Source organism: Tropicimonas sediminicola, assembly GCF_900188335.1.
GTDB lineage: Bacteria > Pseudomonadota > Alphaproteobacteria > Rhodobacterales > Rhodobacteraceae > Tropicimonas > Tropicimonas sediminicola.
The window spans coordinates 270071-292466 of record NZ_FZOY01000003.1 but is presented as its reverse complement, the minus strand read 5'-3'; the positions used below and the strand labels follow the sequence as shown (position 1 = coordinate 292466).

The window sequence follows — 22396 nt, the reverse complement described above, 5'->3', positions numbered from 1 at the left end:
GAGCAGGTTCCAGATCAGGGAAGCACCGGGAGGCGCGCATGACACCCATTTCCGAGCGCCAGATCATTGACCTGGCCATCCGCATCGGTTTCATCGCCATCTTCGTCTACGGCGCGGTGGTGCTGGTCGCGCCGCTCATCGGGCTGATGCTCTGGGCGGTGATCCTCGCGGTCGCGGTCTACCCGCTGCATCTGTGGCTCTCGCGCCTGCTCGGCGGGCGGGTCCGGATCTCGGCGGGACTTCTCACGACCCTCGGGCTGCTGCTGGTGGCAGGGCCGGTCGCGCTGCTGGCCGCCGGGATCTTCGAAGCCGCCAACACCGTTGCCGCGAGCGTCGATGCCGGGACCTTCCATATCCCGCCGCCCCCCGAAAGCATCCGGGACTGGGCGCTCGTCGGACCCAAGTTGCACGAGGTCTGGACGGCCTCCCACGCCAACCTCGCGGACACGCTCGGCCGGTTCGTGCCGCAGATCCTGCGGGCAGGCGGGCGGGTGCTGGGCGAGCTGGCGGGGCTCGGGATCGGGCTGCTCATGATGGCCCTGTCGGTGCTGATCATGGGCGCGCTGCTGGTCGTCGGGCCGGGCTTTGCCGCCGGCACCCGAACCTTCGCCGACCGGATCTTCGAGACCAGCGGGCCGGAGCTGCTCGACATGGCCGGGGCGACGGTCCGCAACGTCTCGCGCGGGGTGATCGGGGTCGCGGTCATCCAGGCCCTGCTGGCCGGCATCATCATGGGCGCCTTCGGCCTCGCCGCCGCCGGCCCGCTGGCGCTGGCCTGCCTGCTGCTCGCGGTGATCCAGATCGGCGCCGGTCCGGTCCTGCTGCCGACGATCATCTGGGCATGGACCGCGATGGACACATCGCAGGCCCTGCTCTTCACGGTGCTGCTGGCGCCGGTGACGATCATCGACAACATTCTGAAGCCGATCTTCATGGGCCGCGGGCTCGACACGCCGATGCTGGTGATCCTGGTCGGTGTGCTGGGCGGGCTGATGGCCTACGGGGTGGTGGGCATCTTCGTGGGGCCGGTCGTCCTTGCCGTGTTCCACCGGCTGCTGGTCCACTGGATCGCCCAGCCCCCCGCCCAGTCCCCCGCCCCGGTATCGGCCACGCCAGAGGAACCCGGCGGCGAGGCGCCCTAGCGCCCGTCGTCCTGCCCCTCCGGAGCCGCTGACGGCGCAATCTCGATGTCGCTCCAGATCGGCAGGTGATCGGAGGCCCAGCTTGCCCGCGGCCCCTCCTCCACGCCTGCGTCCCGCAGCCCGACGTCGCGGCCGAGCGCAAACCGGTCGAGCCCGGCCACCGGACGTGCGGCGTGAAAGGAATTGCCGGGGCAGACCAGCTGGAAATCGCGCTCCAGCGGCTCCAATCCGCGATCCGTCGACCATTCGTTGAAATCGCCCATCACCACCGCACGGCCGGGCATGTCGCCCAGATGTTCGCGGATGGTCTGCAACTGCAGGCGGCGGTGATAGCGCACCAGCCCGAGATGCGCCCCGACGACCGAGAGCATCCCGTCCTCGCCCTGCACATCCACCCGAACGGCCCCGCGCGGCTCCAGCCCGGGAAGGTCCACGCGCTCCACATGGGCGATGTCGAGCCCCTTGCGGACCAGAACGGCATTGCCGTGCCAGCCAAGGCTGACCTCGTTCTGGGCCAGCGGCGCGATCTCGTAATCCGTCTCGGTATCGATGTAGGTGCGGCAGAGCACCGAAGGCCGCTCGCCGAGTCGTTTGTCGACTTCCTGAAGCGCGACCACGTCGGCCTCCAGCTCGTTCACGATCTCCAGAATCCGCATCGGATCGCGGCGCAGATCGACGCCGACGGCCTTCTGGATGTTGTAGCTGGCTAGTCGCAGCCGCATCTGGCCTCGCTCCCGTTTCCCTGCCGGCCTGGCTCCGGCTGCCTCGCCCGCAGCCGCTACAGAACCGGCGCCATCAGCCTGGCGAAGGGCGCACCCACGCGCCTTGGCCATGGCTGTTCGCTCAGGCTCTTCTCCAGTACATAGGCACGCCTGAAATCCGCTTCCAGCATTGCCGCCACCTCCGCCGCCGCGCGGGCGTCGAAGACCACGACGGTTGCCTCGAAATTCAGCCGGCAGGAACGGTTGTCCATGTTGGTGGTGCCGATGGAGGCAAGGTTGTCGTCCACCAGCACGACCTTCTGGTGCATGAAACCCTCGGTATAGCGCCAGACCTGCACCCCGGCGTCCCGGATCTCGTCGAAATAGGCGAAGGCCGCGAGCCAGGGCATCCGGTGGTCGATCGCCGCCGGCACGAGGATGCGCACATCGACCCCGCGCAGCGCCGCCAGCTTGAGCGCGGTCAGGATGTCGACATCGGGCACGAAATACGGCGAGGCGATCCAGACCCGCTTGGTCGCGCGGGTGATGCAGGCACAGAAATAGAGGCTCCCCGTCTCCAGCAGGTCGCCGGGACCGGTGGGCACGACCACCGCATCCATGCCGTTTGTCACCCGCTCGGCCCGCCACTCGAGGAAATCGAGCAGCAGCGTGCGCGTGGCCCAGTGCCAGTCCTCGGCAAAGACCAACTGCAGCTCCGAGACGACCGGCCCACGCAGCCGGCAATGGGTATCGCGCCAGGGGCCGAAGGTCGGATCCCGCCCCATGTATTCGTCGCCCACGTTCAGCCCGCCGATGAACCCGACCTGCCCGTCCACCACCACCGTCTTGCGGTGGTTGCGGAAGTTGATCTGGAAACGGTGGCGCGGACCGCCGCTGGCATGGGCATTGACGACGTCGATCCCGGCCTCCCGGAGATCCTCCAGGTAGGCATTGGGCAGTTTGGAGCAGCCCACGGAATCGTAGAGCAGCTTGACCGTCACGCCGCGCGCCGCCGCGCCCTTGAGCCGCTCGGCAAAGGCCTGGCCCAGCTCGTCGTCATGGATGATGTAGAACTGCGCCAGCACATAGCTCTTCGCCTCCTCGATCGCGGCGAAGATGGCATAGAAGGTCTGCTGCCCGTCGATCAGCGGCTCCACCGAATTGCCCGAAACCACGGGCATTTCGGCGATCCTCTCGAAGGCGCGGAAGCCATAGGGACCGCCATCTCCCTTCGCGCGGTTCAGCTCGGCAAGCGCGTCGATGCCGGCGATCACCGCAGAGGAATCGCGCCGCGAGATGACGTAGCCGCTGAACCGGAAGTGGCCGAGGAACAGGAAGGCCGGCACCGCCAGCCAGGGGAGGGTAATCAGGAACATCACCCAGGCCAGCGACCCCTGCGGCGTGCGCGCCTTGGTCACCGCGCGGTGGGCGAAATAGACGGCCGCGACCTCCAGAGCCAGATAGGCGACGGCGTAGATCGTGACCCACATGTCAGACCTCCCTTTCCAACGTCGGTTCCGGCTCTCCGGCGATACTGAACGCAGCGCCCGCCGTGATGCAAGTAATGCTTGGCGAGGGAGGAAGGTTCCCGGGCGGGGCTCGCCTTTCGGCCTGCAGAGATCAGGCTCCGGGTTCGGGTGACCGTGCGCGGGCGTGCTCACGCGCCCAGGCACCCGATCCTTCAGAACGTCATGCGAGCCGCATCCAGGCTCACCCGCTCGGCAAGTGGCCGTAACGCGGAATGCGGAATTCGCAGAGAAACAGGGGCTCGAAACGTCGAACCACGGACTCGGGCTTGCACGACCGCCATCGTCTCCGTCAGGCCGTTCGCCGACGGGAAAGCGGTCGACGCGGACGCGATCAGCGCCTTACTGGCCTCTGAGCACCGCCGAGACCGGCGCGAGCGCCACTTCCTGCGCCTTGTCTTCCTGCGCCCATCGGAAAAGGGCCTCCACCGTTTCCGGCTGGGCATGGCCCGCCATGACAACGGCCCCGTCCTGCGCCGCCTTGAACGCCGCGCGGTCGAGATAGCGCTGGATCACCGTGCTGCGCTCGCCCTGGTCGTCGACACTGCGGAAGATCAGCGCCGCCGGATGGCCGGCCCGCGCCGAGGCCGCGCGCACCGCGCCGAGCCCGCGGTCCCAACCGATCATGCCCAGCCCGTCGCCCGCGGCGAACTCCACCGCGTGTTCCACGAGGGCCCGACGGCCGCCGATCCCGTCCGTTGCGGGATCCATGATCGCAACGGCCTCCGGCACGGCGGCGAGGTTGGCTTCCAGCGCCACCTCGAGATCGCGCGCCGTGGCGTTCGGGGCGAGCCCGGTGGCCAGAGCGACGACTTCGAAGCCGGCCGAGCGATAGAACTCCGCCGCCTCTGCCGCATCCGGCAGCGCCGGGTCGATGGCGAAGGTGACCGGGAAGTTGAAGGTGCCGAGGACCTGCCGGTCCAGCGTCCGCGACCCGTCGTCGATCAGGATCACCGAGAACAGCGGCTTGCCCTCGGGGTTGGAAAAGGGCACCGCGTGGCGGCTCAGCGCGCCGAGCGTCGGTTGGCCGGTTGCACCGGGCAGCGGGTCGGTCTCGGGTTCGACGGCGACGGCCACCTCCTCGCCCTCCGGTTCCCGCCCGATCTGCGGCAACCGCGAGGAGCCGCGGGACCGGTCGGTCAGCGGCAGGACCCGGACGCCGGGCACGGTGGGCGTTTCGTCCCCGACCTCGGGCGCGGCCTCGCCGGGGTCGGCGCGGCGGATCTCCATGCGCTCCGGCCGGTCGGGCTCATCGCCGCCTTCGGGCAGCGCATCGGGGCTCGCGGCGGGCAACGGCTCGGTGCCCTCGGCTGGCACGGCCTCGCCGGATTGCGGTTCCTCCGTCACCCGCTCAGGCGCGACGGGACCGGGCAGCTCGGTCCGGGACTCGGCCATGGCGATCTGTTCGCCCTCGGCCGCCGGGGCCGGTTCGGCCTCATCGACAGGCGTGCCCGGGCTGGCGGTCACGATCTCCGCCTCCGAGGCGGCATCGCCGTTGACGGCCGGCGTGGCCTCGGGCGGTTCGACCGGCGCGATGGGGCTTGCTGCCTGGCTCTCCTCCGAGGGCAGCGCCGACGCGACGGCGGCCGGGGTCTCGGCCTCGGTCGTGGGCGTCGTGGCCTCGGCCGTGTCCACGGCGGGCGTCTCTGCCGCATCACCGACCTCCGGCTGCGTGGTGCCTTCGACGGCCGCCGCGCCGCCTTCCGCCGGCACGGGCGCGGCATCGGTGGCGGCAATGGATTCGGCCGGCGCCGCATCGCTGGCGGCAAGCGACTCGGCAGGCGTTTCGGTGACTTCGAGCGTGTCGGTCGGGACCGGCTGCGGCGTGACCGCCGGCGGGAGCCCGCCACCGTCGAGCTGAAGGGAGCTATCTGCGTTCGGTCCGGAGACCGGGCTCAGCGACTCGCCCTCCGGCCGGATCAGCGTTCCGCCAGAGGAGTCCGCGGTCACCTCCGGGGCGGTCTCGTCGATCGCCGGCGCGACCGGCGCGGTGACGGACATGCCCGGCGTGTCTGGGCGCGCCGCGCCCTCGGTCAGCGGCAGGTCCAGCCCGCCCTCCTGGGTCACGCTCGGCGGCACCGCCGGCGCCCCCGCGACGGGCGAGGTCGGGTCGGCAACCGGCAACGCGGCTTCCGTTTCCGGCGGCGGGCGGCGGAACTCGGAGCCCGCGGGCACGGAGACGGCCTCGCCGATGGTCTGCCGGGTGGCCGGCGCCGGGCGTTCGGGTTCGGAGGTGCCGGCGGTCTCCGCGGCAGGTCCCGCGGCCTCGGGCTCGGGGGTCTCGGCCGCCGGGACTTCGGCTTCCGGGGATGCGCCCGCATCCGGCGCGTCGAGCTGCGGCGCGGTTTCCGTGGCGTCCGCCTCCGGCTCCACCGAAGCGAGATCCTCGCCCCCCTCGCCAGGACGCTGCGGCAAGGGTGCCAGCAGCGATACCGCGCTGAGCACAAAGACCGAAATGATGCTGCCCCAGATCAGACCCGACAGGATACCGCGACCCATGCCTTATCCCCGCTTGCTTATCGTTGCGCTCTCGCCTCGGGCATTCCCCGACCGAGGCCTTGACCTTGACCCCGGCGAGTGCCTCTGAGCATGTATAGCCCGACACTGAGACCGGTTCACCCCCAATTGCTCGGACACCCCGGAATGCTGCTTCTGATCGACAATTACGACAGTTTTACCTACAACCTCGTCCATTATCTTGGCGAGTTGGGGGCCGAAGTTGAAGTGCGCCGGAACGATGCGCTCGACGTCCAGCAGGCGATGGCCCTGCGCCCGGACGCGATCCTGCTCTCGCCCGGCCCCTGCGACCCCGCCCAGGCCGGCATCTGCCTCGCGCTGACCGCCGCCGCCGCCGAGACGCGGACCCCGCTGCTGGGTGTCTGCCTCGGCCACCAGACGATCGGCGAGGCCTTCGGCGGCAAGGTGGTCCGCTGCCACGAGATCGTGCACGGCAAGATGGGCCTCATCCATCATGACGGAAAGGGCCTCTTCGCGGGCATCGACGGGCCGTTCCAGGCCACGCGGTACCATTCGCTGGTGGTCGAGCGCGAGAGCCTTCCCGAATGCCTCGAGGTGTCCGCCTGGCTCGAGGACGGCACGATCATGGGCCTGCGCCACAAGACGCTGCCTATCGAAGGCGTGCAGTTCCACCCCGAGAGCATCCGGTCCGAGCACGGCCACCTGATGCTCCGGAACTTCCTCGACCGCATGAAGGTGCCGGCATGAGCGACACGATCAAACCCCTTATCGGCCTTGCCGCCGATCGCCCCCTGACCCGCGCCGAGGCGGAGGCCGCCTTTGACGCGCTGTTCGAGGGCGAGGCGACGCCGAGCCAGATCGGCGGCTTCCTGATGGCGCTGCGCACCCGCGGCGAGACGGTCGAGGAGATCGCGGCCGCCGCCAGCGTCATGCGCGCCAAGTGCCACGCCGTGGCCGCGCCGGACGGGGCGATGGACATCGTCGGCACCGGCGGCGACGGCAAGGGCACGCTCAACATCTCGACCGCCACCGCCTTTGTCGTGGCCGGCGCGGGCGTGCCGGTGGCCAAGCACGGCAATCGGAACCTGTCGTCGAAATCCGGCTCCGCCGATGCGCTGACCCAGATGGGCATCAACGTGATGGTCGGACCGAAGGTCGCCGAGCGGGCGCTGGCCGAGGCCGGCATCTGCTTCATGATGGCGCCGATGCACCACCCGGCGATGCGCCACGTCATGCCGACCCGCACCGAGCTCGGCACCCGCACGATCTTCAACATCCTCGGCCCGCTGACCAACCCCGCGGGCGTGAAGCGCCAGCTGACCGGCGCCTATTCTCCCGCCCTTCTGCGCCCGATGGCCGAGACCCTCGGCGCGCTCGGCAGCGTCTCCGCCTGGCTGGTGCACGGCTCCGACGGCACCGACGAGCTCTCCATCGCCGGCCCCTCGCAAGTGGCCGCGCTGAAGGACGGCACCGTGACCGAGTTCGAGGTCTCGCCCGAGGACGCCGGCCTGCCGGTCCATCCGTTCGAGGCGATCCTCGGCGGCACGCCGGAGGAAAACGGCCGCGCCTTCGCCGCGCTGCTCAACGGGGCGCCGGGCGCCTATCGCGACGCGGTGCTGCTGAACACCGCCGCCGCGCTGCTGGTCGCCGGCGTGGCCGCCGACCTGAAAGAAGGCGTCGAGATGGGCCGGACCAGCATCGATTCCGGCCAGGCGCGCGCCAAGGTGCAGGCGCTGGCCGCACTCACCTCCGCCGCCGTATGAAGCTCGACCCGGCTCATACGGGCGCCTGGGCGAGCTTGCCGTTCTTCCGAGACGACCTGCCCCGCATCGACGCGGCGCTGGCGGCCGAGGAGCGCCCCTTCCTGCCCGCACCCGACCGGGTCTTCGCCGCGCTGGAGATGACCCAGCCGGAGGACGTCCGCGTGGTGATCCTGGGCCAGGACCCCTACCCCACGCCGGGCCACGCCCACGGGCTGGCCTTTTCCGCCGAGCCCGAGGTGCGGCCGCTGCCGCGCTCGCTGGCCAACATCTTTCGCGAGATGCAGGACGATCTCGGCTCCGTGCCGCCGAACGCCGACCTGCGGTTCTGGGCCCGTCAGGGTGTGCTGCTGCTGAACGCGGTGCTGACCGTCCCCGCAGGCGAGGCCAACGGCCACAAGGCGGTCGGCTGGCAGAGGCTCACCGCGCAGGTGCTGGCCCGCCTGTCCGACAGGCCGCGCGCCTTCCTGCTCTGGGGCAAGCCCGCCCAGGCTGCCGCGGCCTCGGTCGACGCCACGCGGCACCTCAAGATCGAGACGGCGCATCCCTCGCCTCTCTCCGCCCACCGCGGATTTTTCGGTTCCCGACCCTTCTCGCGCGCCAACGACTGGCTGCGCGCCCAGGGGCATACTCCCATCAACTGGACGACCCCGGAGACGTCATGAGCACCCCGACTATTCTCGAGAAGATCAAGGCGTACAAGCTGGAGCATATCGCCGCCTGCAAGGAGGCCCGCTCCTACAGCGACGTCGAGGCGCTGGCGCGCGGCGCGGACCCGGTGCGCGGCTTCCAGGCATCGCTTCGCAAGGCGGTCAAGCAGGGCTATGGACTGATCGCCGAGGTCAAGAAAGCCAGCCCCTCCAAGGGGCTGATCCGCGCCGATTTCGACCCGCCGGCGCTGGCGCAGGCCTATGAGCGCGGCGGCGCGACCTGCCTGAGCGTGCTGACCGACGGCCCGTCCTTCCAGGGCGCCGACGAGTTCCTGACCGCCGCCCGCAACGCGACCTCCCTGCCGGCGCTGCGCAAGGATTTCATGTACGACACCTACCAGGTCGCCGAGGCCCGCGCCCTCGGCGCAGACTGCATCCTGATCATCATGGCCTCGGTCTCCGACGCGCAGGCCTCCGAGCTGGAAACCGCGGCCCATGAATGGGGCATGGACGCGCTGATCGAGGTGCACAACGCCGAGGAACTGAACCGCGCCCTGCATCTCGAGTCGAGGCTCATCGGCATCAACAACCGCGACCTCAACACCTTCGAGACCTCGCTCGACGTCACCCGCGGGCTCATCAAGCACATCCCCGAGGAATACCTGATCGTCTCGGAGAGCGGGCTGAACGGGCCGAAGGAGCTCGCCGAGCTGGCGATGTACGGCGCCCGCTGTTTCCTCATCGGCGAAAGCCTGATGCGCAACGAGGATGTCGAGAGCGCCACGCGCGCGCTGCTCGCCAACCCGCTCACGGCCGCGCACGGCGGAGGCATGTGATGGCTCTCACGCATTTCGACTCGCAGGGACGCGCCCACATGGTCGATGTCTCGGACAAGGAGATCACCAGCCGCGTCGCCGTGGCGGAAGGCTGGGTGCGGATGCTGCCCGAGACGCTGACACTGGTGCAGCAGGGCAGCGCCAAGAAAGGCGACGTGCTGGGCGTGGCGCGGCTGGCGGGGATCATGGGGGCCAAGAAGACGGCCGATCTGATCCCGCTCTGCCACCCGCTGCCGATCAGCAAGGTCGCGGTGGAACTGGAGGCCGACCCCGCCCTGCCCGGCGTGCGCATCGCCGCGACGGTCAAGACCACCGGCCAGACCGGGGTCGAGATGGAGGCGCTGACCGCGGTCTCCACCGCCGCGCTCACCGTCTACGACATGCTCAAGGCGGTGGACCGCGGCATGGAGATGGGCGGCATCCGGGTGATCCTGAAGGACGGCGGCAAGTCCGGGCGGTTCGAGGCGGGCGCATGATCCCCGTCTCCGAGGCGCTGGATCGGCTCTTCGACCTCGCCGCGCCGCTCGGCACCGAGCGCGTGCCGCTCGCCGACGCCGCCGGCCGGGTGCTGGCCGAACCGGTGATCGCCCGCCGCCTGCAACCGCCCTTCGCCGCCTCCGCCATGGACGGCTACGCCCTGCGCCGGGCCGAGATCGCGACGGGCGCCCGGTTCCGGGTGATCGGCGAGGCCCCGGCGGGGCGGGCGTTCTCCGGCACCGTCGGCCCCGGCGAGGCCGTCCGGATCTTCACCGGTGCGCCCCTGCCCGAGGGCGCGGACTTCGTGGTGATCCAGGAAGACACCGCCCGCGACGGCGAGGTGATGACGATCACCGAGGCCGATCTGCACAACGACAACATCCGCCCGGCCGGCGGCGATTTCGGTCCCGGCGACCGGATCGAGGCGCCACGCCTCCTGTCGCCCGGCGACGTGGCCCTGGCCGCGGCGATGAACGTGCCGGAACTGGTGGTGGCCCGCCGGCCCTCCGTTGCCCTGCTCGCAACCGGCGATGAGCTGGTGATGCCGGGCGAGGATCCGCGGCCCGACCAGATCATCGCCTCCAACTCCTTCGGCCTGAAGGCGATGATCGAGGCCGCCGGAGCCGAGGCGCGGATGCTGCCCATTGCCCGCGACACCGAGGCCAGCCTGCGCGCCGCATTCGAACTGGCCGCCGGCGCGGACCTGATCGTCACCATTGGCGGCGCTTCCGTGGGCGACCACGACCTCGTCGCGCCGGTCGCCGGGGCCCTCGGCATGGAGCGCGCCTTCTACAAGGTGGCGATGCGCCCGGGCAAACCGCTGATGGCCGGCCGCCTGAACGGCTCCGCGATGGTCGGACTGCCAGGAAATCCCGTTTCCGCAATGGTTTGTGGTCATATATTCATCCTCCCCCTGCTGCGCGCAATGCTCGGACTCGGCCGGGCGCCCGCGCCTAGGAAGACGGCCGTGCTTGGGATCGACGTGGACGCGAACGGCCCCCGCGAGCATTACATGCGGGCGGTGCTGGCCGACGGCGTGGTCACGCCCTTCGAACGGCAGGACAGCGCCCTGCTCGGCATCCTGTCGCGCGCCAACGCCCTGCTCGTCCGCCCGGTGGCCGACGGGCCGCGCAAGGCCGGCGAGACGGTGGAGATCCTGCCGATCTGATCGTCTGCTTCCATTGGGCCGGTTGACACAAAACGTGAACACTGGCAGAACATGGGGGAAACGCGGGCCGGCGGAATGCGCCCGCGCGGGCAGACAACGGAAGGGTGCCATGCTGACACGGAAGCAACTCGACCTGCTGGAATTCATTCACAAGCGGATGCAGCGCGACGGGGTTCCGCCCTCCTTCGACGAGATGAAGGACGCGCTCGACCTGCGGTCAAAATCCGGCATTCACCGGCTGATCACGGCACTGGAGGAGCGGGGCTTCATCCGTCGCCTCGCCCACCGCGCCCGGGCGATCGAGATCGTCCGGCTGCCGGAGACGCTCCAGGCCAAGGGGTTCAAGCCCGTTGTGATCGAGGGCGACGCGGCGGAACCGGCGCCGGCAACCCCGCCCCAGCCCGCGAACTCGATTCCTGTGGACCTGCACGCGACGGAACTGCCTGTGATGGGCCGGATCGCCGCCGGTGTTCCCATCGAAGCGATCAGCGAGGTCAGCCACACCGTGGCGGTGCCCGGCCAGATGGTCGGCGCGGGCCGGCATTATGCGCTCGAGGTGCGCGGGGATTCGATGATCGAGGTCGGAATCAACGATGGCGACGTGGTGGTGATCCACGAGCAGGACACCGCGGACGATGGCGACATCGTCGTCGCGCTGGTCGAGGATCACGAAGCGACGCTGAAGCGTTTCCGCCGCAAGGGCGGCATGATCGCCCTGGAGGCTGCCAACCAGGCCTACGAGACCCGCCTGTTGCGGGACGACCAGGTCAAGGTCCAGGGCCGGCTGGTCGGTCTGATCCGCACCTACTGATCCGTCGGGAGCGCCGCCCGGGAGGGCTCCCGCCCGTCGTCGGCGCATCACAGATGCGCCTCCTCCCGTTGGGCCGAGCCGCGCTTCGCGCGGCGGTCCCAGGCCGGGCGCTCCGCTTCAGGAATAACGACTGTCCCGGCTCGGGTCAGGGCGACCACATGCGTTGCCCCGAACGCTCCGCCACCGTCTCGACCTCCAGGCCGCCATCCCGAATCCGCAGCGCAACCGCTCCCGTCGCGCGCAGATCCACCGGGTCGAGCAGCCAGCACGGGCCGGCGGGCCGGGTTTCGACCTCCACGTTGGTGACGATCACCCCAGGTCCGCATCGCTCGCCCAGCTCCTTCAGACCGGTCTTGCCGGCCAGATGCCGAACGGCGGTGTCGCCAAGCGCCGCGCGGCGGTCGTGGGGCGGACCGGTGAAGCCGGTGCGCACGGCGGCGCTCGCCTGGTCCCCTCCGTCGCCATCGTTCTCCAGCCAGACCTGGGCGGCGAAACCGTCGCCCCGCGGGCGCGACAGGGCGCGCCCGTCCGGCCCCATGATCCCCACCAGCCCCCCGGTGTCGGCGATCAGTGCGTCCGGACGGGAGGCCTGTGTCCAGAGCGCAAGCGCCACCGCCACCGCGCCAAGCCCGATCCAGCGCATCCGGCCGCACCAGATCAGCGTGAACAGGAATCCGAGCGTCAGGAGCGGCAGCACCGCGTCTCCGGGCGAGATGACGTGGGTGACCGCCCCGTCCATCCCCGCGACACGATCGGCCACGTAGAGGATCCACTCGAGCCCCATCTGCATCGCCCAGAACGCGGGGGCGGCAAGCCCAAAGGGCCAGAGCACCGCAGCCGTCACTGCCGCGGGCATCACCAGCGCGCCCATCAGCGGCACCGAGGCCAGATTGGCCAGCAGGCCATAATCCGCCAGCCGGTTGAAATGGGCCGCCGAGTAGGGCGCCGTGGCCGCTCCCGCGACGGCCGAGGACAGTACGACCGCGAGCACCGGCATCAGCCAGCGCGGCAGCCGGTTCATCCGTTCGCGCTGTGTCCGCAGCGCGCCGAAGGCCGCGACCAGCGCGGTCGTGGCGGCGAAGGACATCTGGAAGCCCGGGCCCAGCAGCGCTTCGGGGGAGATCACCAGCAGCAACGTCGCCGCCAGAGCAACCGAGCGCAGCGAGATCGCCCGCCGCTCGAGGATCACCGCCACCAGCATGACCGAGACCATGACGAAGGCCCGCATGGTGGACACGGCCCCGCCCGACAGCGCGAGGTAGAAGGCCCCGACCGCCAGCGCGCCGAGCGCCGCCGCCTTGCGGATCGGGAAGCGCAATGCGAGCCATGGCACCAGCGCCAGCAAACCGCGCAGCGCGGCGAAGACAGATCCGGTCAGCAGCCCCATGTGCAGGCCGGAGATCGCGAGCAGATGCGCGAGGTTGGAGTTGCGCAGGTTCTCGACCACCTCGCGCGGCATGGCGGAGCGGTCACCGGTCAGGATCGCGGCCGCGAAGGCCCCGGCGGCGCCGGGGATGCGTTCCTGAACCGCGGCACTGATCGCCATTCGCATCCGGAACACCGCCAGCCCGGCCCGACCCTCCTCTGCCGGGGCGAGCACGAGCACCGGCGTCCGGGTGTACCCGGTCGCGCCAAGCCGCTCGAACCAGGCATTGCGGCGGAAGTCGAAGCCGCCGGGCTCGACCGGGCCGGCGGGGGGCGAGAGATGGCCGGTCAGGATCACCGTCAGGCCCGGCTCCGGGATCACGTAATCCTGCGGGCCGTGCAGGGACACGCGCACGCGCTCGGGCGTGCGGTGCGGGGCGACATCGGCGAGCACCACGCGGTCCAGGGTCAGCCGAGGCTTGTCGGAGACGGAGCGGTCGATCTCGATGATCCGGCCCTCGACCGGCCCGTAGTAGCGGAACCCGAGCACAGGCGCCGCCACCGAATGCGCCCGCGCGCCCGCCAGCATCGCGCCGCAGAGTACCAGCGCCACCGCCCAGACCAGCGGCGCAGCGACCTCCCCGGCCCAGCGGCCGAGCGCCATCAGCACCAGGATCGCCAGCGCGCCGCCCAGGTAGACCTCCGCCCCCGGCTCGACCCGCAAGGCGAACCAGCCGCCGCTGCCGAGGCCGAGGCAGATCGGGACCCACAGCAACAGCCGCCCCCGCTGCGCCAGAAGCGCCGCGGCGATCCTTCCCTGCCTGCCTGCCTCTCCGGCATCGGGCATTTCGGCCGGTGCAACGGGTTCCATCGCGCCAGCCTTCGGCGATCATCCTTGCCAAAGCGTTAACGCCCGCCGGTCGCCCCCGGTTCAGCCTGTCGCAGGCTTCCGTGACGGCGTCCTCATCAAGCCCTCTTGCATTCGCCGCGGGCTTGGCTTTCCATCCCGCCAGCGCTGAAATATATCCGCGACGACAGATATCGGAGGGCGCGATGCGGGGGGCCGGGACGATCCCGGAACCTCGCATGACGGCGCGCCCAATGCAGCGAGAGGTCTCAGGTTTTCATGTCGGACACGCCCCCAGTCGTCACCCGCATCGCACCTTCCCCCACCGGGTTCATGCACATTGGCACGGCCCGCACCGCGCTCTTCAACTGGCTCTATGCCAGGGGTCGCGGCGGCAAGTTCCTGCTGCGGATCGAGGATACCGACCGGGAGCGTTCCACGCCGGAAGCGACCGAGGCGATTCTGCGCGGGATGCGCTGGCTCGGGCTCGACTGGGACGGCGAGGCGGTGAGCCAGTTCGAGCGCGCCGGGCGGCACGCCGAGGTGGCGCATGAACTGCTGGCGCGGGGCGCGGCCTACAAGTGCTTTGCCACCCCCGAAGAGATCACCGCGTTCCGCGAAGCGGCGCGCGCCGAGGGGCGGAGCACGACTTTCCAGTCGCCCTGGCGCGACGCCGATCCCTCGACCCACCCGGACGCACCCTATGTGGTGCGGATCAAGGCCCCGCGCGAGGGCGAGACGGTGATCGAGGATGCCGTTCAGGGCACCGTGCGATGGAAAAACGCAGATCTCGACGATATGGTCCTGCTGCGGTCCGACGGCACGCCGACCTACATGCTCGCCGTCGTGGTGGACGACGTGGACATGGGCATCACCCACGTGATCCGCGGCGACGACCACCTGGCCAACGCCGCGCGTCAGTCGCTGATCTACACCGCGATGGGCTGGCCGCTGCCGGTCTATGCCCACATCCCGCTGATCCTCGGCCCAGACGGCAAGAAGCTCTCCAAGCGCCACGGCGCGACCGGCGTTGAGGAGTACCAGAAGATGGGCTACCCGGCCGCGGGGATGCGCAACTACCTCGCCCGGCTCGGCTGGAGCCACGGCGACGACGAGTTCTTCACCGATGCGCAGGCGCTCGACTGGTTCGACCTCGACGGCATCAACAAGGCCGCCGCGCGGTTCGATTTCAAGAAGCTCGAGAACCTCTGCGGGCAGCATATTGCAGCTGCAGAAAACTCCGATCTGCTCGAGGAATTGATCGCCTATCTGGCCGCAATCGAGGCTGCTCCGCTCTCCGAAACGCAAAAGGACGCACTGTCGCGGGGCATGGACAGCCTCAAGGAGCGCGCGAAGACCTTCGGAGAACTCCTTGAAAAAGCACATTTCGCCTTGACAGAACGGCCGATTGTGCCGGACGAAAAGGCTGCCGGCGCGCTCGATCCGGTATCCCGTGGTATACTGGAAGAATTGACGCCGCACCTGCAAAATGCTAGCTGGACGCGCGACGGTCTCGAGGGGGCCGTCAAGGAATTCGCCGACCTCAAGGGGCTCAAGCTCGGAAAGATCGCACAGCCCCTTCGTGCGGCCCTCGCGGGGCGCACAGCAACGCCGAGCGTCTTCGACATGATGCTCGTGATCGGCCGGGAGGAGACCCTGGGCCGCATAGCAGACGCCGCGGGCCATCCGGGGGAGTGATCCCACGGCCCGCGTAGCAGAAATCCGAGCCCGGATGTGCGCCCCCGTGCGACATCGGTGCCAGTCAGAAAGGGACGCCACATGACAGACAGAAAAGCGACGCTGACGTTCGACGACAAGACGCTCGAACTGCCGATCCACTCGCCCACCGCCGGGCCGGACGTGATCGACATCCGCAAGCTCTACGCCCAGGGCGATGTCTTCACCCATGACCCGGGCTTCACCTCGACCTCGGCCTGCGAGTCGACCATCACCTTCATCGATGGCGACAAGGGCGAGCTGCTGCACCGCGGCTACCCGATCGACCAGCTGGCCTCCAAGTCGCATTACCTCGAAGTCTGCTACCTGCTACTCTACGGCGAGCTGCCGACCGCGGCGGAGATGGAGAAGTTCGAGAACACCATCACCCGTCACACCATGCTCCACGAGCAGATGACGTATTTCTACCGCGGCTTCCGCCGCGACGCGCACCCGATGGCGATCATCGTCGGCGTGATGGGCGCCATGTCGGCCTTCTACCACGACTCGACCGACATCTCCGACCCGCGCCAGCGCGAGATCGCCACGCACCGCCTGATCGCGAAGATGCCGACGATCGTCGCCTGGGCGTTCAAGTATTCGATCGGCCAGCCCTTCGTCTATCCGCGCAACGATCTCGACTACGCGGCGAACTTCCTGAACATGTGCTTCTCGGTCCCGGCCGAGGATTACGAAGTGAGCCCGGTCCTGGCCCGCGCCATGGACCGCATCTTCACGCTGCACGCCGACCACGAGCAGAACGCTTCGACCTCGACGGTGCGTCTGGCCTCCTCGTCGGGCGCCAACCCCTTCGCCTGCATCGCGGCCGGTGCGGCCTGTCTCTGGGGCCCGGCCCACGGTGGCGCCAACCAGGCCTGCCTGGAAATGCTCCGCGAGATCGGCACCGTGGACAAGATCCCGGAATACATCGCCCGCGCCAAGGACAAGGACGATCCGTTCCGCCTGATGGGCTTCGGCCACCGCGTCTACAAGAACTTCGACCCGCGGGCGAAGGTCATGAAGGAATCGGCCGACGAGGTGCTGGACCTGCTCGGCATCCACGACAACCCGACCCTTCAGGTCGCCAAGGAGCTGGAGCGCCAGGCGCTGGAGGATCCCTACTTCGCCGAGAAGAAGCTGTTCCCGAACGTCGACTTCTACTCCGGCATCATCCTCGAGGCGATGGGCTTCCCGACCTCGATGTTCACCCCGATCTTCGCCCTGTCGCGGACCGTCGGCTGGATCTCGCAGTGGAAGGAGCAGCTCTCCGATCCGGCGCACAAGATCGGCCGCCCGCGCCAGCTCTACACCGGCCATCCCTTCCGCGACTACGTCGAGGTGGAGAACCGGGGCTGAGACACGGCGCCATCGGCACCAGAACAGGCGAAGGCCGGGGCATTGCCCCGGCCTTCTGCCGTTTCAAGGGGGGGGGCGTGCCTCAGATCGCGGCGACGCGCAGGTGCGGCGCACCGTCCGACGTGCGCTGCGGCGAGACGCCCTTCCCGTCGATCGTCGCCGACACGCGCTGACGGAACGAGGAGAAGCTGTCGAAGCGCACCACGTCGACCGGATCGTCGAAATGCAGCGTCACCTCGTGATGCGTGCCGCCGGCGATCTGGCGCAGCGCCAGAACTTCGCCGGTAAAGGCCTGGCCGAGATAGCTGCCGCGCACCCTGTCGCCGACGGAAAGCGGCGGCAGCGGGCGGTTCGGCGTCGGCTGCGTGTTGGCGGCGGCGTGCAGGGTGTTCCAGTCGCGATAGCCGAGCTGGGCGGCCAGCAGCTCGAGGCTGCGGGAATGGGACACCGGAGTGCCGGTTGCGGCGAGACTGTCGCGCAGGCGGCGTGCCTGCGCCTTCAGGGCATAGACGCCGGGAAGGCGGTCGTTGGAATGAGTATGGGTCATCTGTTGCCTCGTGAAACGCGACCGATGGCGGTTCGATGGGGCTCGCATTGCCACCCTGCCGGATGTCGCTCGGGCTCGGGATGATCATCTTCGACGGGACTTCACCATTGCGACCAGCGCATGCGAGCGGCCGGCGTCCCTGACCGAGTGCCTATCTGGCCCCGGGCGGCTGCAAATTCAAGGGGTCAGTTGCGCAGCACCACGCAGGGCACCCCGCCGCCCCGCAGGCGGCCACAGAGGCGCTGCGCCTCGGCGCGGCTGTCGGCGCCGATCTGGGCGGTGACCTGCCGGCCGGACCGGGCCGGCAGCCGCATCCGCCGGAAGGTGACGTCATACTCCTCGAGGACCGGCCGGCGGCGGCGCAACTGCTCCACACGCTGCGCGGCCACGCCCTGGCTCGGGTTGGCCGCCAGGATGACGGCCCAGGGGTGGTAGACGTCGGGCATCCGGAACTCGCGAAACCGGCGCGACTCGGCCAGCTCGACGCAGGCCTCGCGGAAAGGCCGGTCGTCATCGAGCGTCAGCGCCAGGCTCTCGGGCGGGGCGTCGCGCCAGTCGAGCGCCGAATAGCCGGTGATCGCGGGCACGTAGCGCCGGGTCTCCAGCGGCAGGATGCGGTCACGGTCGATGAAATCCTCCACCCGGTCCTCGCCGGCATTGTAGGCTGCCGCCGCGAGGCCGAGGTTGCCGTAGCGGTCCCGCAGCTCGGCCAGGTAGATTGCCGAGGCCCGGAGCGCCTTGGCCGGGTTGAACGGGTCGTCGAGCCGCCGCAGCAGCGCGGTACCCGGCATGAACTGCGCGATGCCCTGCGCGCCGGCCGGGCTGACGGCGGAGGCGTCGAACAGGCTCTCGCGCCAGATCAGCCGGACGAAGAAATCCCGGTCCAGCCCGGCCTCGGAGGCGGCGGCCTCGATGGTGCGGCAGACATCGGCAGTGTAGCTCTCGAGTGCGATGCAATGGGCGCCATCCGGGGTGCAGCGCAGGTCGGCCTTGCCAAGCGCCGCCGGTCGCGGCGGCGGGCGGAGCTGGCCCGGCTCCCGCACAGGGGGGCCAGGAGGATCGGCGAGGGCGGGCAGCGCCAGGCACAACCCCAGCACCAGGGCGCGCCCGAGCCGCCGCCTGCCGCGCCCTGCCCCGAGTTGCCTCCCTGCGGCCATGCCACGCTCTCCACCAACCCAGACATCCACACCGGCCGAAGGGAACCACGTTTCGCATCGCCGCCAAAGGAAAAAGCCGGCGGCAAGGGCTCCCGCCCGGCCGACACCCATCAAAGATGGGCCCCGGCCGGTTGGGCCGGGCCGCGCGCCTTCGGCGCGCGGCGGGCGCGGGCGATGAAGAGCAGGCGCGGGGCCGAACCGCAGGCGCTCAGCGTCCCTCGAAATGGGCCGGACGTTTCTCGAGGAAGGCCAGCACACCTTCCTTGAAGTCCCGGCTCAGCCCGCATTCCCCCTGCAACTGCGCTTCCAGCTCAAGCTGGGCCGCCAGCGTGTTGTCCCAGCCCTGGCGCAGCGCCTGCCGCGCCGCGCGATAGGCCGCCGTCGGGCCCTTGGCCAGGTGCAGCGCCCGGCTCCACCAGCGCGCCGGGAAATCCTCGTCCGGCACCGCTTCCCAGATCATCCCCCAGGCATCGGCCTGCCGCGCGGTGATCGGCTCGGCAAAGAGCGCCGCCCCCATCGCCTTGGCCGCGCCCATCTGGCGGGGCAGCATGTAGGTGCCGCCGGCATCCGGGATCAGGCCGATCCGGGCGAAGGCCTGCAGGAACACGGCGCTCTCGGCGGCAATCACCACGTCGCAGGCCAGCGCGAGGTTGGCCCCTGCCCCGGCCGCGGCGCCGTTCACCGCCGCGATGGTCGGCACCGGGCTCTCGGTGATCGCCTCCAGCATCGGGATGTATTCGTCGCGCAGCGTCCGCTCGAGGTCGATGTGGCCCACGTTGGCGCGGTCGCCCAGATCCTGCCCGGAGCAGAAGGCCCGCCCCTCGCCGGTCAGCACGACAACCCGCGCTTCCGATCCGGCGCGCCGCACCGCATGAGCGATCTCGGCCCGCATCTGCGTGTTGAGCGCGTTCATCACCTCGGGGCGGTTCATCGTCACCAAGGCGACGTCGTCGCGCACCGCATAGGTAATTGCGTCGTATTGCACCCTGCCGTCTCCCTCATAACCGGTCGGCGCGAGCATAGGCCGGCCATCGGCATCGCAAAAGTCCGCCCCGGCCGGGCCGTTACGTCATTCCTCGAGAATGTCGCGCAGCCGCGCTTCTTCTTCGGCGGAGAGACCGGCGGCGGCGGCGTCCGGCGCGCTGCCACGGCGGCGGACATAGACCAGACCGAGCCCGCCGGCGACCAGCAGCATGGCCGGCCCCGCGATCCACAGCACCAGGTTCGCCCCGGTCGCGGTCGGCTTGAGCAGCACGTATTCGCCGTAGCGGTCGACGACGTAGTCCAGGACCTCCTCGTCGCTGTCGCCTTCGACGAGCCGTTCGCGAACCAGCACCCGGAGGTCGGAGGCCAGCTCGGCATTGGATTCGTCTATGTTCTCGTTGCGACAGACCAGGCAGCGGAGCCCCTTGGAAATCTCCCGCGCCCGCGCCTCCAGCGCCGGGTCGTCGAGGATTTCGTCAGGCGTGACGGCCTGTGCCGGCGCGGCGAGCAGGAGGCCGAGGGCGAGGACAAGGCGCTTCATTCTGCGGGCACTCCGGCGGCGGGTGCGCGGCGCTTGCGGGCGCCCGCGGCGATGCGATAGCGACGGTCGGTCAGCGAGAAGACCCCGCCGATCCCCATGATGATGCAGCCCGCCCAGATCCAGTTGGCGAAGGGCCGGATGTAGGTCCGCACCGCATAGCCGCCGTCGGCCTGCGCGTCGCCGATCACAAGGTAGACGTCCCGCAGGAAGCCGTTGTCGATCCCGGCCTCGGAGGTCGGCATTCCGGCCACCGGGTAGACGCGCTTCTCGGGATGCAGCACCGCGATCTCGTCGCCGTCGCGATAGACCGCCATGGTCGCCATGGTCGACACGTAGTTCGGCCCCTGCACGTCCCGCACGTCCCGCAGCTCGACCTCGTAGCCCGCGTGCTCGAACCGCTCGCCGATCCGCGCCACGCGAATGTCCTCGCTCTCCCAGGCCATCAGGCCGGAAATCCCGAAGACCGTCACCGCGAGGCCGATATGGGCGGTCGTCTTGCCCCAGTCCGCACCCGGCAGGTTGCGCAGGCGCCGCAGCCGGCTGGAAATGTCGCCCCGACCGGTCCGGCTCCAGAGATCGACCAGCGCCCCGAGGGTCACCCAGGTCGCCAGCGCCAGCCCGACCGGCGCCAGCATCGCGCCGCCGGTCTGCATCACCCATACCAGCGCGCCAAAGGCCACGCTCAGCGCCAGAACGCCCCAGAGCGGCTGCATCGTCCGTGCGAGCGTCCCGCGCTTCCAGGGCAGCATGGCCCCGATCGGCAGGATCGCGGTCAGGGCCACCATGAAGGGCGTGAAAGCCGCGTTGAAGAAGGGCGCGCCGACGCTCAGCTTGCGATCGAAGGCGAGCTCCGCGAAGAGCGGCCAGACCGTGCCCACGAAGACCACGAAGGCCGACACCGCCAGCAGCACGTTGTTGGCCACCAGCGCGCTTTCCCGGCTGACCATCGCAAAGACGCCCTTGGCCTGCATCACGTTGGCCCGTGCCGCGAACAGCGTCAGCGCACCGCCCATGAACACCGCGAGGATCAGCAGGATGAACACCCCGCGCTCCGGATCGTTGGCAAAGGCATGGACCGAGGTGATGACGCCGGAGCGCACGAGGAACGTCCCGATCAGCGAGAAGCCGAAGGCCATGATGGCGAGCAGGATGGTCCAGGATTTCAGCGCTTCGCGCTTCTCCACCACGATGGCCGAGTGCAGCAGCGCCGCCGCCAGCAGCCAGGGCATGAAGGAGGCATTCTCGACCGGGTCCCAGAACCAGAACCCGCCCCAGCCCAGCTCGTAATAGGCCCACCAGGAGCCGAGCCCGATGCCGATGGTTAGGAACAGCCAGGCCGCCAGCGTCCAGGGCCGCACCCAGCGGCCCCAGGCGGCATCGACCTTGCCCTCGATCAGCGCCGCGACAGCAAAGGAAAAGGCCATCGAAAGGCCCACGTAGCCGAGGTAGAGGAACGGCGGGTGAAAGGCGAGGCCCGGGTCCTGCAGCAACGGGTTCAGGTCCTCGCCGTTCATCGGCGGCGTGGCGAGCCGCAGGAACGGGTTCGAGGTGAACAGGATGAAAGCGTAGAAGGCCACCGAGATCGACGCCTGGACCGCCAGGACCCGCGCCTTGAGCGAGGGTTTCAGATTGCCGCCGAACCAGGCCGCACAGGCCCCGAACAGCGCCAGGATCAGCACCCAGAGCAGCATCGAGCCCTCGTGGTTCCCCCAGACGCCGGAGATCTTGTAGAGCATCGGCTTCGCGGTGTGCGAATTCATCACCACCAGCCGCAGCGAGAAGTCCGACACCACGAAGGCATAGGTCAGCGCGGCGAAGGAGGCGGAGACCAGCAGGAACTGGATCGTCGCCGCCGGAACGGCAGCCGCCATCCAGCCGCTCCATTGCCGGGACGCTCCGATCATGGGAACGATCATCTGAACGATCGCGACAAGCGCGGCGAGGACGAGGGCGAAGTGGCCGAGTTCGACTATCATGGCCGGCAAATTAGCCGAGCCCCCGCCCTCCGGCAACGGGCCTGCGGCACCATGCCCTCACGATAGCGGGAGCAGATCGCTCGCCCGGGGCCGCCTTGTGCCAATAATCGCCCCAACAGCATCTTCTTGGCCCAAATACCCTCGCCGAAGGCCGGATCTTCGCAGAAGATCCGTTTCGCGCCGCCCCGGGCCTTACCGCTCCAGCATCTCCTTCAATGCCAGGTCCAGAAGATCCGCCGCCTCCCGGTTGCGCTCCAGCGTCTGCAGGAATCGCCGCCCCAGCAGCAGCTTGCGCGCGGTGCGGCGCAGATCGGCCGCCACCTTCCCCATCCAGACCCGCCAGATCCCGCGCATCGGA

The 22396-nt window shown here is 69.7% G+C and carries 20 protein-coding genes; 10 read left to right on the top strand and 10 right to left on the bottom strand.

Annotated features, from left to right (window positions below; translation table 11 throughout):
• The first annotated feature begins 38 nt into the window (after positions 1-38).
• A complete protein-coding gene (locus CHB86_RS09905) occupies positions 39-1142 on the top strand; it encodes an AI-2E family transporter (protein WP_089232876.1) in 1104 nt (367 codons plus the stop codon).
• Here the strand turns inward: CHB86_RS09905 and CHB86_RS09900 are convergent.
• From CHB86_RS09900 to CHB86_RS09890, 3 genes are all read right to left on the bottom strand, one after another.
• Positions 1139-1864 (bottom strand): endonuclease/exonuclease/phosphatase family protein, encoded by a 726-nt coding sequence (locus CHB86_RS09900; protein ID WP_089232875.1) that lies wholly within the window; start codon positions 1862-1864, stop codon positions 1139-1141. The two genes, CHB86_RS09905 and CHB86_RS09900, sit on opposite strands and share 4 nt — an antisense overlap.
• Before the next feature lie 56 nt (positions 1865-1920).
• The gene (gene cls / locus CHB86_RS09895; protein ID WP_089232874.1) at positions 1921-3333 is read right to left on the bottom strand and encodes a cardiolipin synthase; all 1413 of its coding nucleotides are present in this window, start codon (positions 3331-3333) and stop codon (positions 1921-1923) included.
• 378 nt (positions 3334-3711) lie between these two features.
• On the bottom strand, positions 3712-5868 hold the full coding sequence (locus tag CHB86_RS09890) for a divergent polysaccharide deacetylase family protein (RefSeq protein WP_089232873.1): 2157 nt from the start codon (positions 5866-5868) through the stop codon (positions 3712-3714).
• A gap of 144 nt (positions 5869-6012) precedes the next feature.
• Here CHB86_RS09890 and CHB86_RS09885 point away from each other — a divergent pair, with 144 nt between their 5' ends.
• The 7 genes from CHB86_RS09885 to lexA all read left to right on the top strand — a co-directional run bounded on the left by CHB86_RS09885 (position 6013) and on the right by lexA (position 11549).
• Positions 6013-6594: an anthranilate synthase component II gene (locus CHB86_RS09885; protein WP_089232872.1), complete on the top strand. Its 582-nt coding sequence runs from the start codon at positions 6013-6015 to the stop codon at positions 6592-6594.
• Positions 6591-7610, top strand: coding sequence for an anthranilate phosphoribosyltransferase (gene trpD, locus CHB86_RS09880; protein ID WP_089232871.1), 1020 nt, complete (start codon positions 6591-6593; stop codon positions 7608-7610). Before CHB86_RS09885 ends, trpD begins: the two co-directional genes overlap by 4 nt.
• Positions 7607-8272 carry a uracil-DNA glycosylase gene (locus tag CHB86_RS09875; RefSeq protein ID WP_089232870.1) on the top strand — a complete coding sequence of 222 codons (666 nt, stop codon included), beginning with the start codon at positions 7607-7609 and terminating at the stop codon, positions 8270-8272. The genes trpD and CHB86_RS09875 overlap by 4 nt, the downstream gene beginning before the upstream one ends.
• Entirely contained in the window at positions 8269-9093 is an 825-nt protein-coding gene (gene trpC, locus CHB86_RS09870; protein ID WP_089232869.1) for an indole-3-glycerol phosphate synthase TrpC, read from the top strand. The genes CHB86_RS09875 and trpC overlap by 4 nt, the downstream gene beginning before the upstream one ends.
• Positions 9093-9569 carry a cyclic pyranopterin monophosphate synthase MoaC gene (moaC, locus tag CHB86_RS09865; protein WP_089232868.1) on the top strand — a complete coding sequence of 159 codons (477 nt, stop codon included), beginning with the start codon at positions 9093-9095 and terminating at the stop codon, positions 9567-9569. Before trpC ends, moaC begins: the two co-directional genes overlap by 1 nt.
• On the top strand, positions 9566-10738 hold the full coding sequence (locus tag CHB86_RS09860) for a molybdopterin molybdotransferase MoeA (protein WP_089232867.1): 1173 nt from the start codon (positions 9566-9568) through the stop codon (positions 10736-10738). The genes moaC and CHB86_RS09860 overlap by 4 nt, the downstream gene beginning before the upstream one ends.
• 109 nt (positions 10739-10847) lie before the next feature.
• Complete coding sequence (gene lexA / locus CHB86_RS09855) at positions 10848-11549, top strand: transcriptional repressor LexA (RefSeq protein WP_089232866.1); 702 nt, start codon at positions 10848-10850, stop codon at positions 11547-11549.
• Between the two features lie 145 nt (positions 11550-11694).
• Here the strand turns inward: lexA and CHB86_RS09850 are convergent, their stop codons facing one another.
• Positions 11695-13785 (bottom strand): ComEC/Rec2 family competence protein, encoded by a 2091-nt coding sequence (locus tag CHB86_RS09850; RefSeq protein WP_245837876.1) that lies wholly within the window; start codon positions 13783-13785, stop codon positions 11695-11697.
• A gap of 255 nt (positions 13786-14040) precedes the next feature.
• Here CHB86_RS09850 and gltX point away from each other — a divergent pair, with 255 nt between their 5' ends.
• Together gltX and gltA are read left to right on the top strand one after the other, a co-directional pair.
• The gene (gene gltX / locus CHB86_RS09845) at positions 14041-15459 is read left to right on the top strand and encodes a glutamate--tRNA ligase (protein WP_089232865.1); all 1419 of its coding nucleotides are present in this window, start codon (positions 14041-14043) and stop codon (positions 15457-15459) included.
• A gap of 81 nt (positions 15460-15540) precedes the next feature.
• Positions 15541-16833, top strand: coding sequence for a citrate synthase (gene gltA, locus CHB86_RS09840; RefSeq protein ID WP_089232864.1), 1293 nt, complete (start codon positions 15541-15543; stop codon positions 16831-16833).
• A gap of 82 nt (positions 16834-16915) precedes the next feature.
• Here gltA and CHB86_RS09835 read toward each other — a convergent pair whose 3' ends face one another.
• The 6 genes from CHB86_RS09835 to CHB86_RS24610 form a co-directional block, all read right to left on the bottom strand.
• On the bottom strand, positions 16916-17380 hold the full coding sequence (locus CHB86_RS09835; protein WP_089232863.1) for a glyoxalase superfamily protein: 465 nt from the start codon (positions 17378-17380) through the stop codon (positions 16916-16918).
• Positions 17381-17565: 185 nt separating this feature from the next.
• Positions 17566-18537 (bottom strand): lytic transglycosylase domain-containing protein, encoded by a 972-nt coding sequence (locus tag CHB86_RS09830; RefSeq protein ID WP_176442830.1) that lies wholly within the window; start codon positions 18535-18537, stop codon positions 17566-17568.
• 208 nt (positions 18538-18745) lie between these two features.
• Positions 18746-19522, bottom strand: a complete 777-nt coding sequence (locus tag CHB86_RS09825; RefSeq protein ID WP_245837868.1) for an enoyl-CoA hydratase-related protein — start codon at positions 19520-19522, stop codon at positions 18746-18748.
• 84 nt (positions 19523-19606) lie between these two features.
• Positions 19607-20062 (bottom strand): cytochrome c-type biogenesis protein, encoded by a 456-nt coding sequence (locus CHB86_RS09820; RefSeq protein ID WP_089232860.1) that lies wholly within the window; start codon positions 20060-20062, stop codon positions 19607-19609.
• On the bottom strand, positions 20059-22038 hold the full coding sequence (locus CHB86_RS09815) for a heme lyase CcmF/NrfE family subunit (protein ID WP_089232859.1): 1980 nt from the start codon (positions 22036-22038) through the stop codon (positions 20059-20061). The genes CHB86_RS09820 and CHB86_RS09815 overlap by 4 nt, the downstream gene beginning before the upstream one ends.
• A 192-nt stretch (positions 22039-22230) precedes the next feature.
• The gene (locus CHB86_RS24610) at positions 22231-22392 is read right to left on the bottom strand and encodes a hypothetical protein (RefSeq protein ID WP_176442829.1); all 162 of its coding nucleotides are present in this window, start codon (positions 22390-22392) and stop codon (positions 22231-22233) included.
• Positions 22393-22396 lie beyond the last annotated feature (4 nt).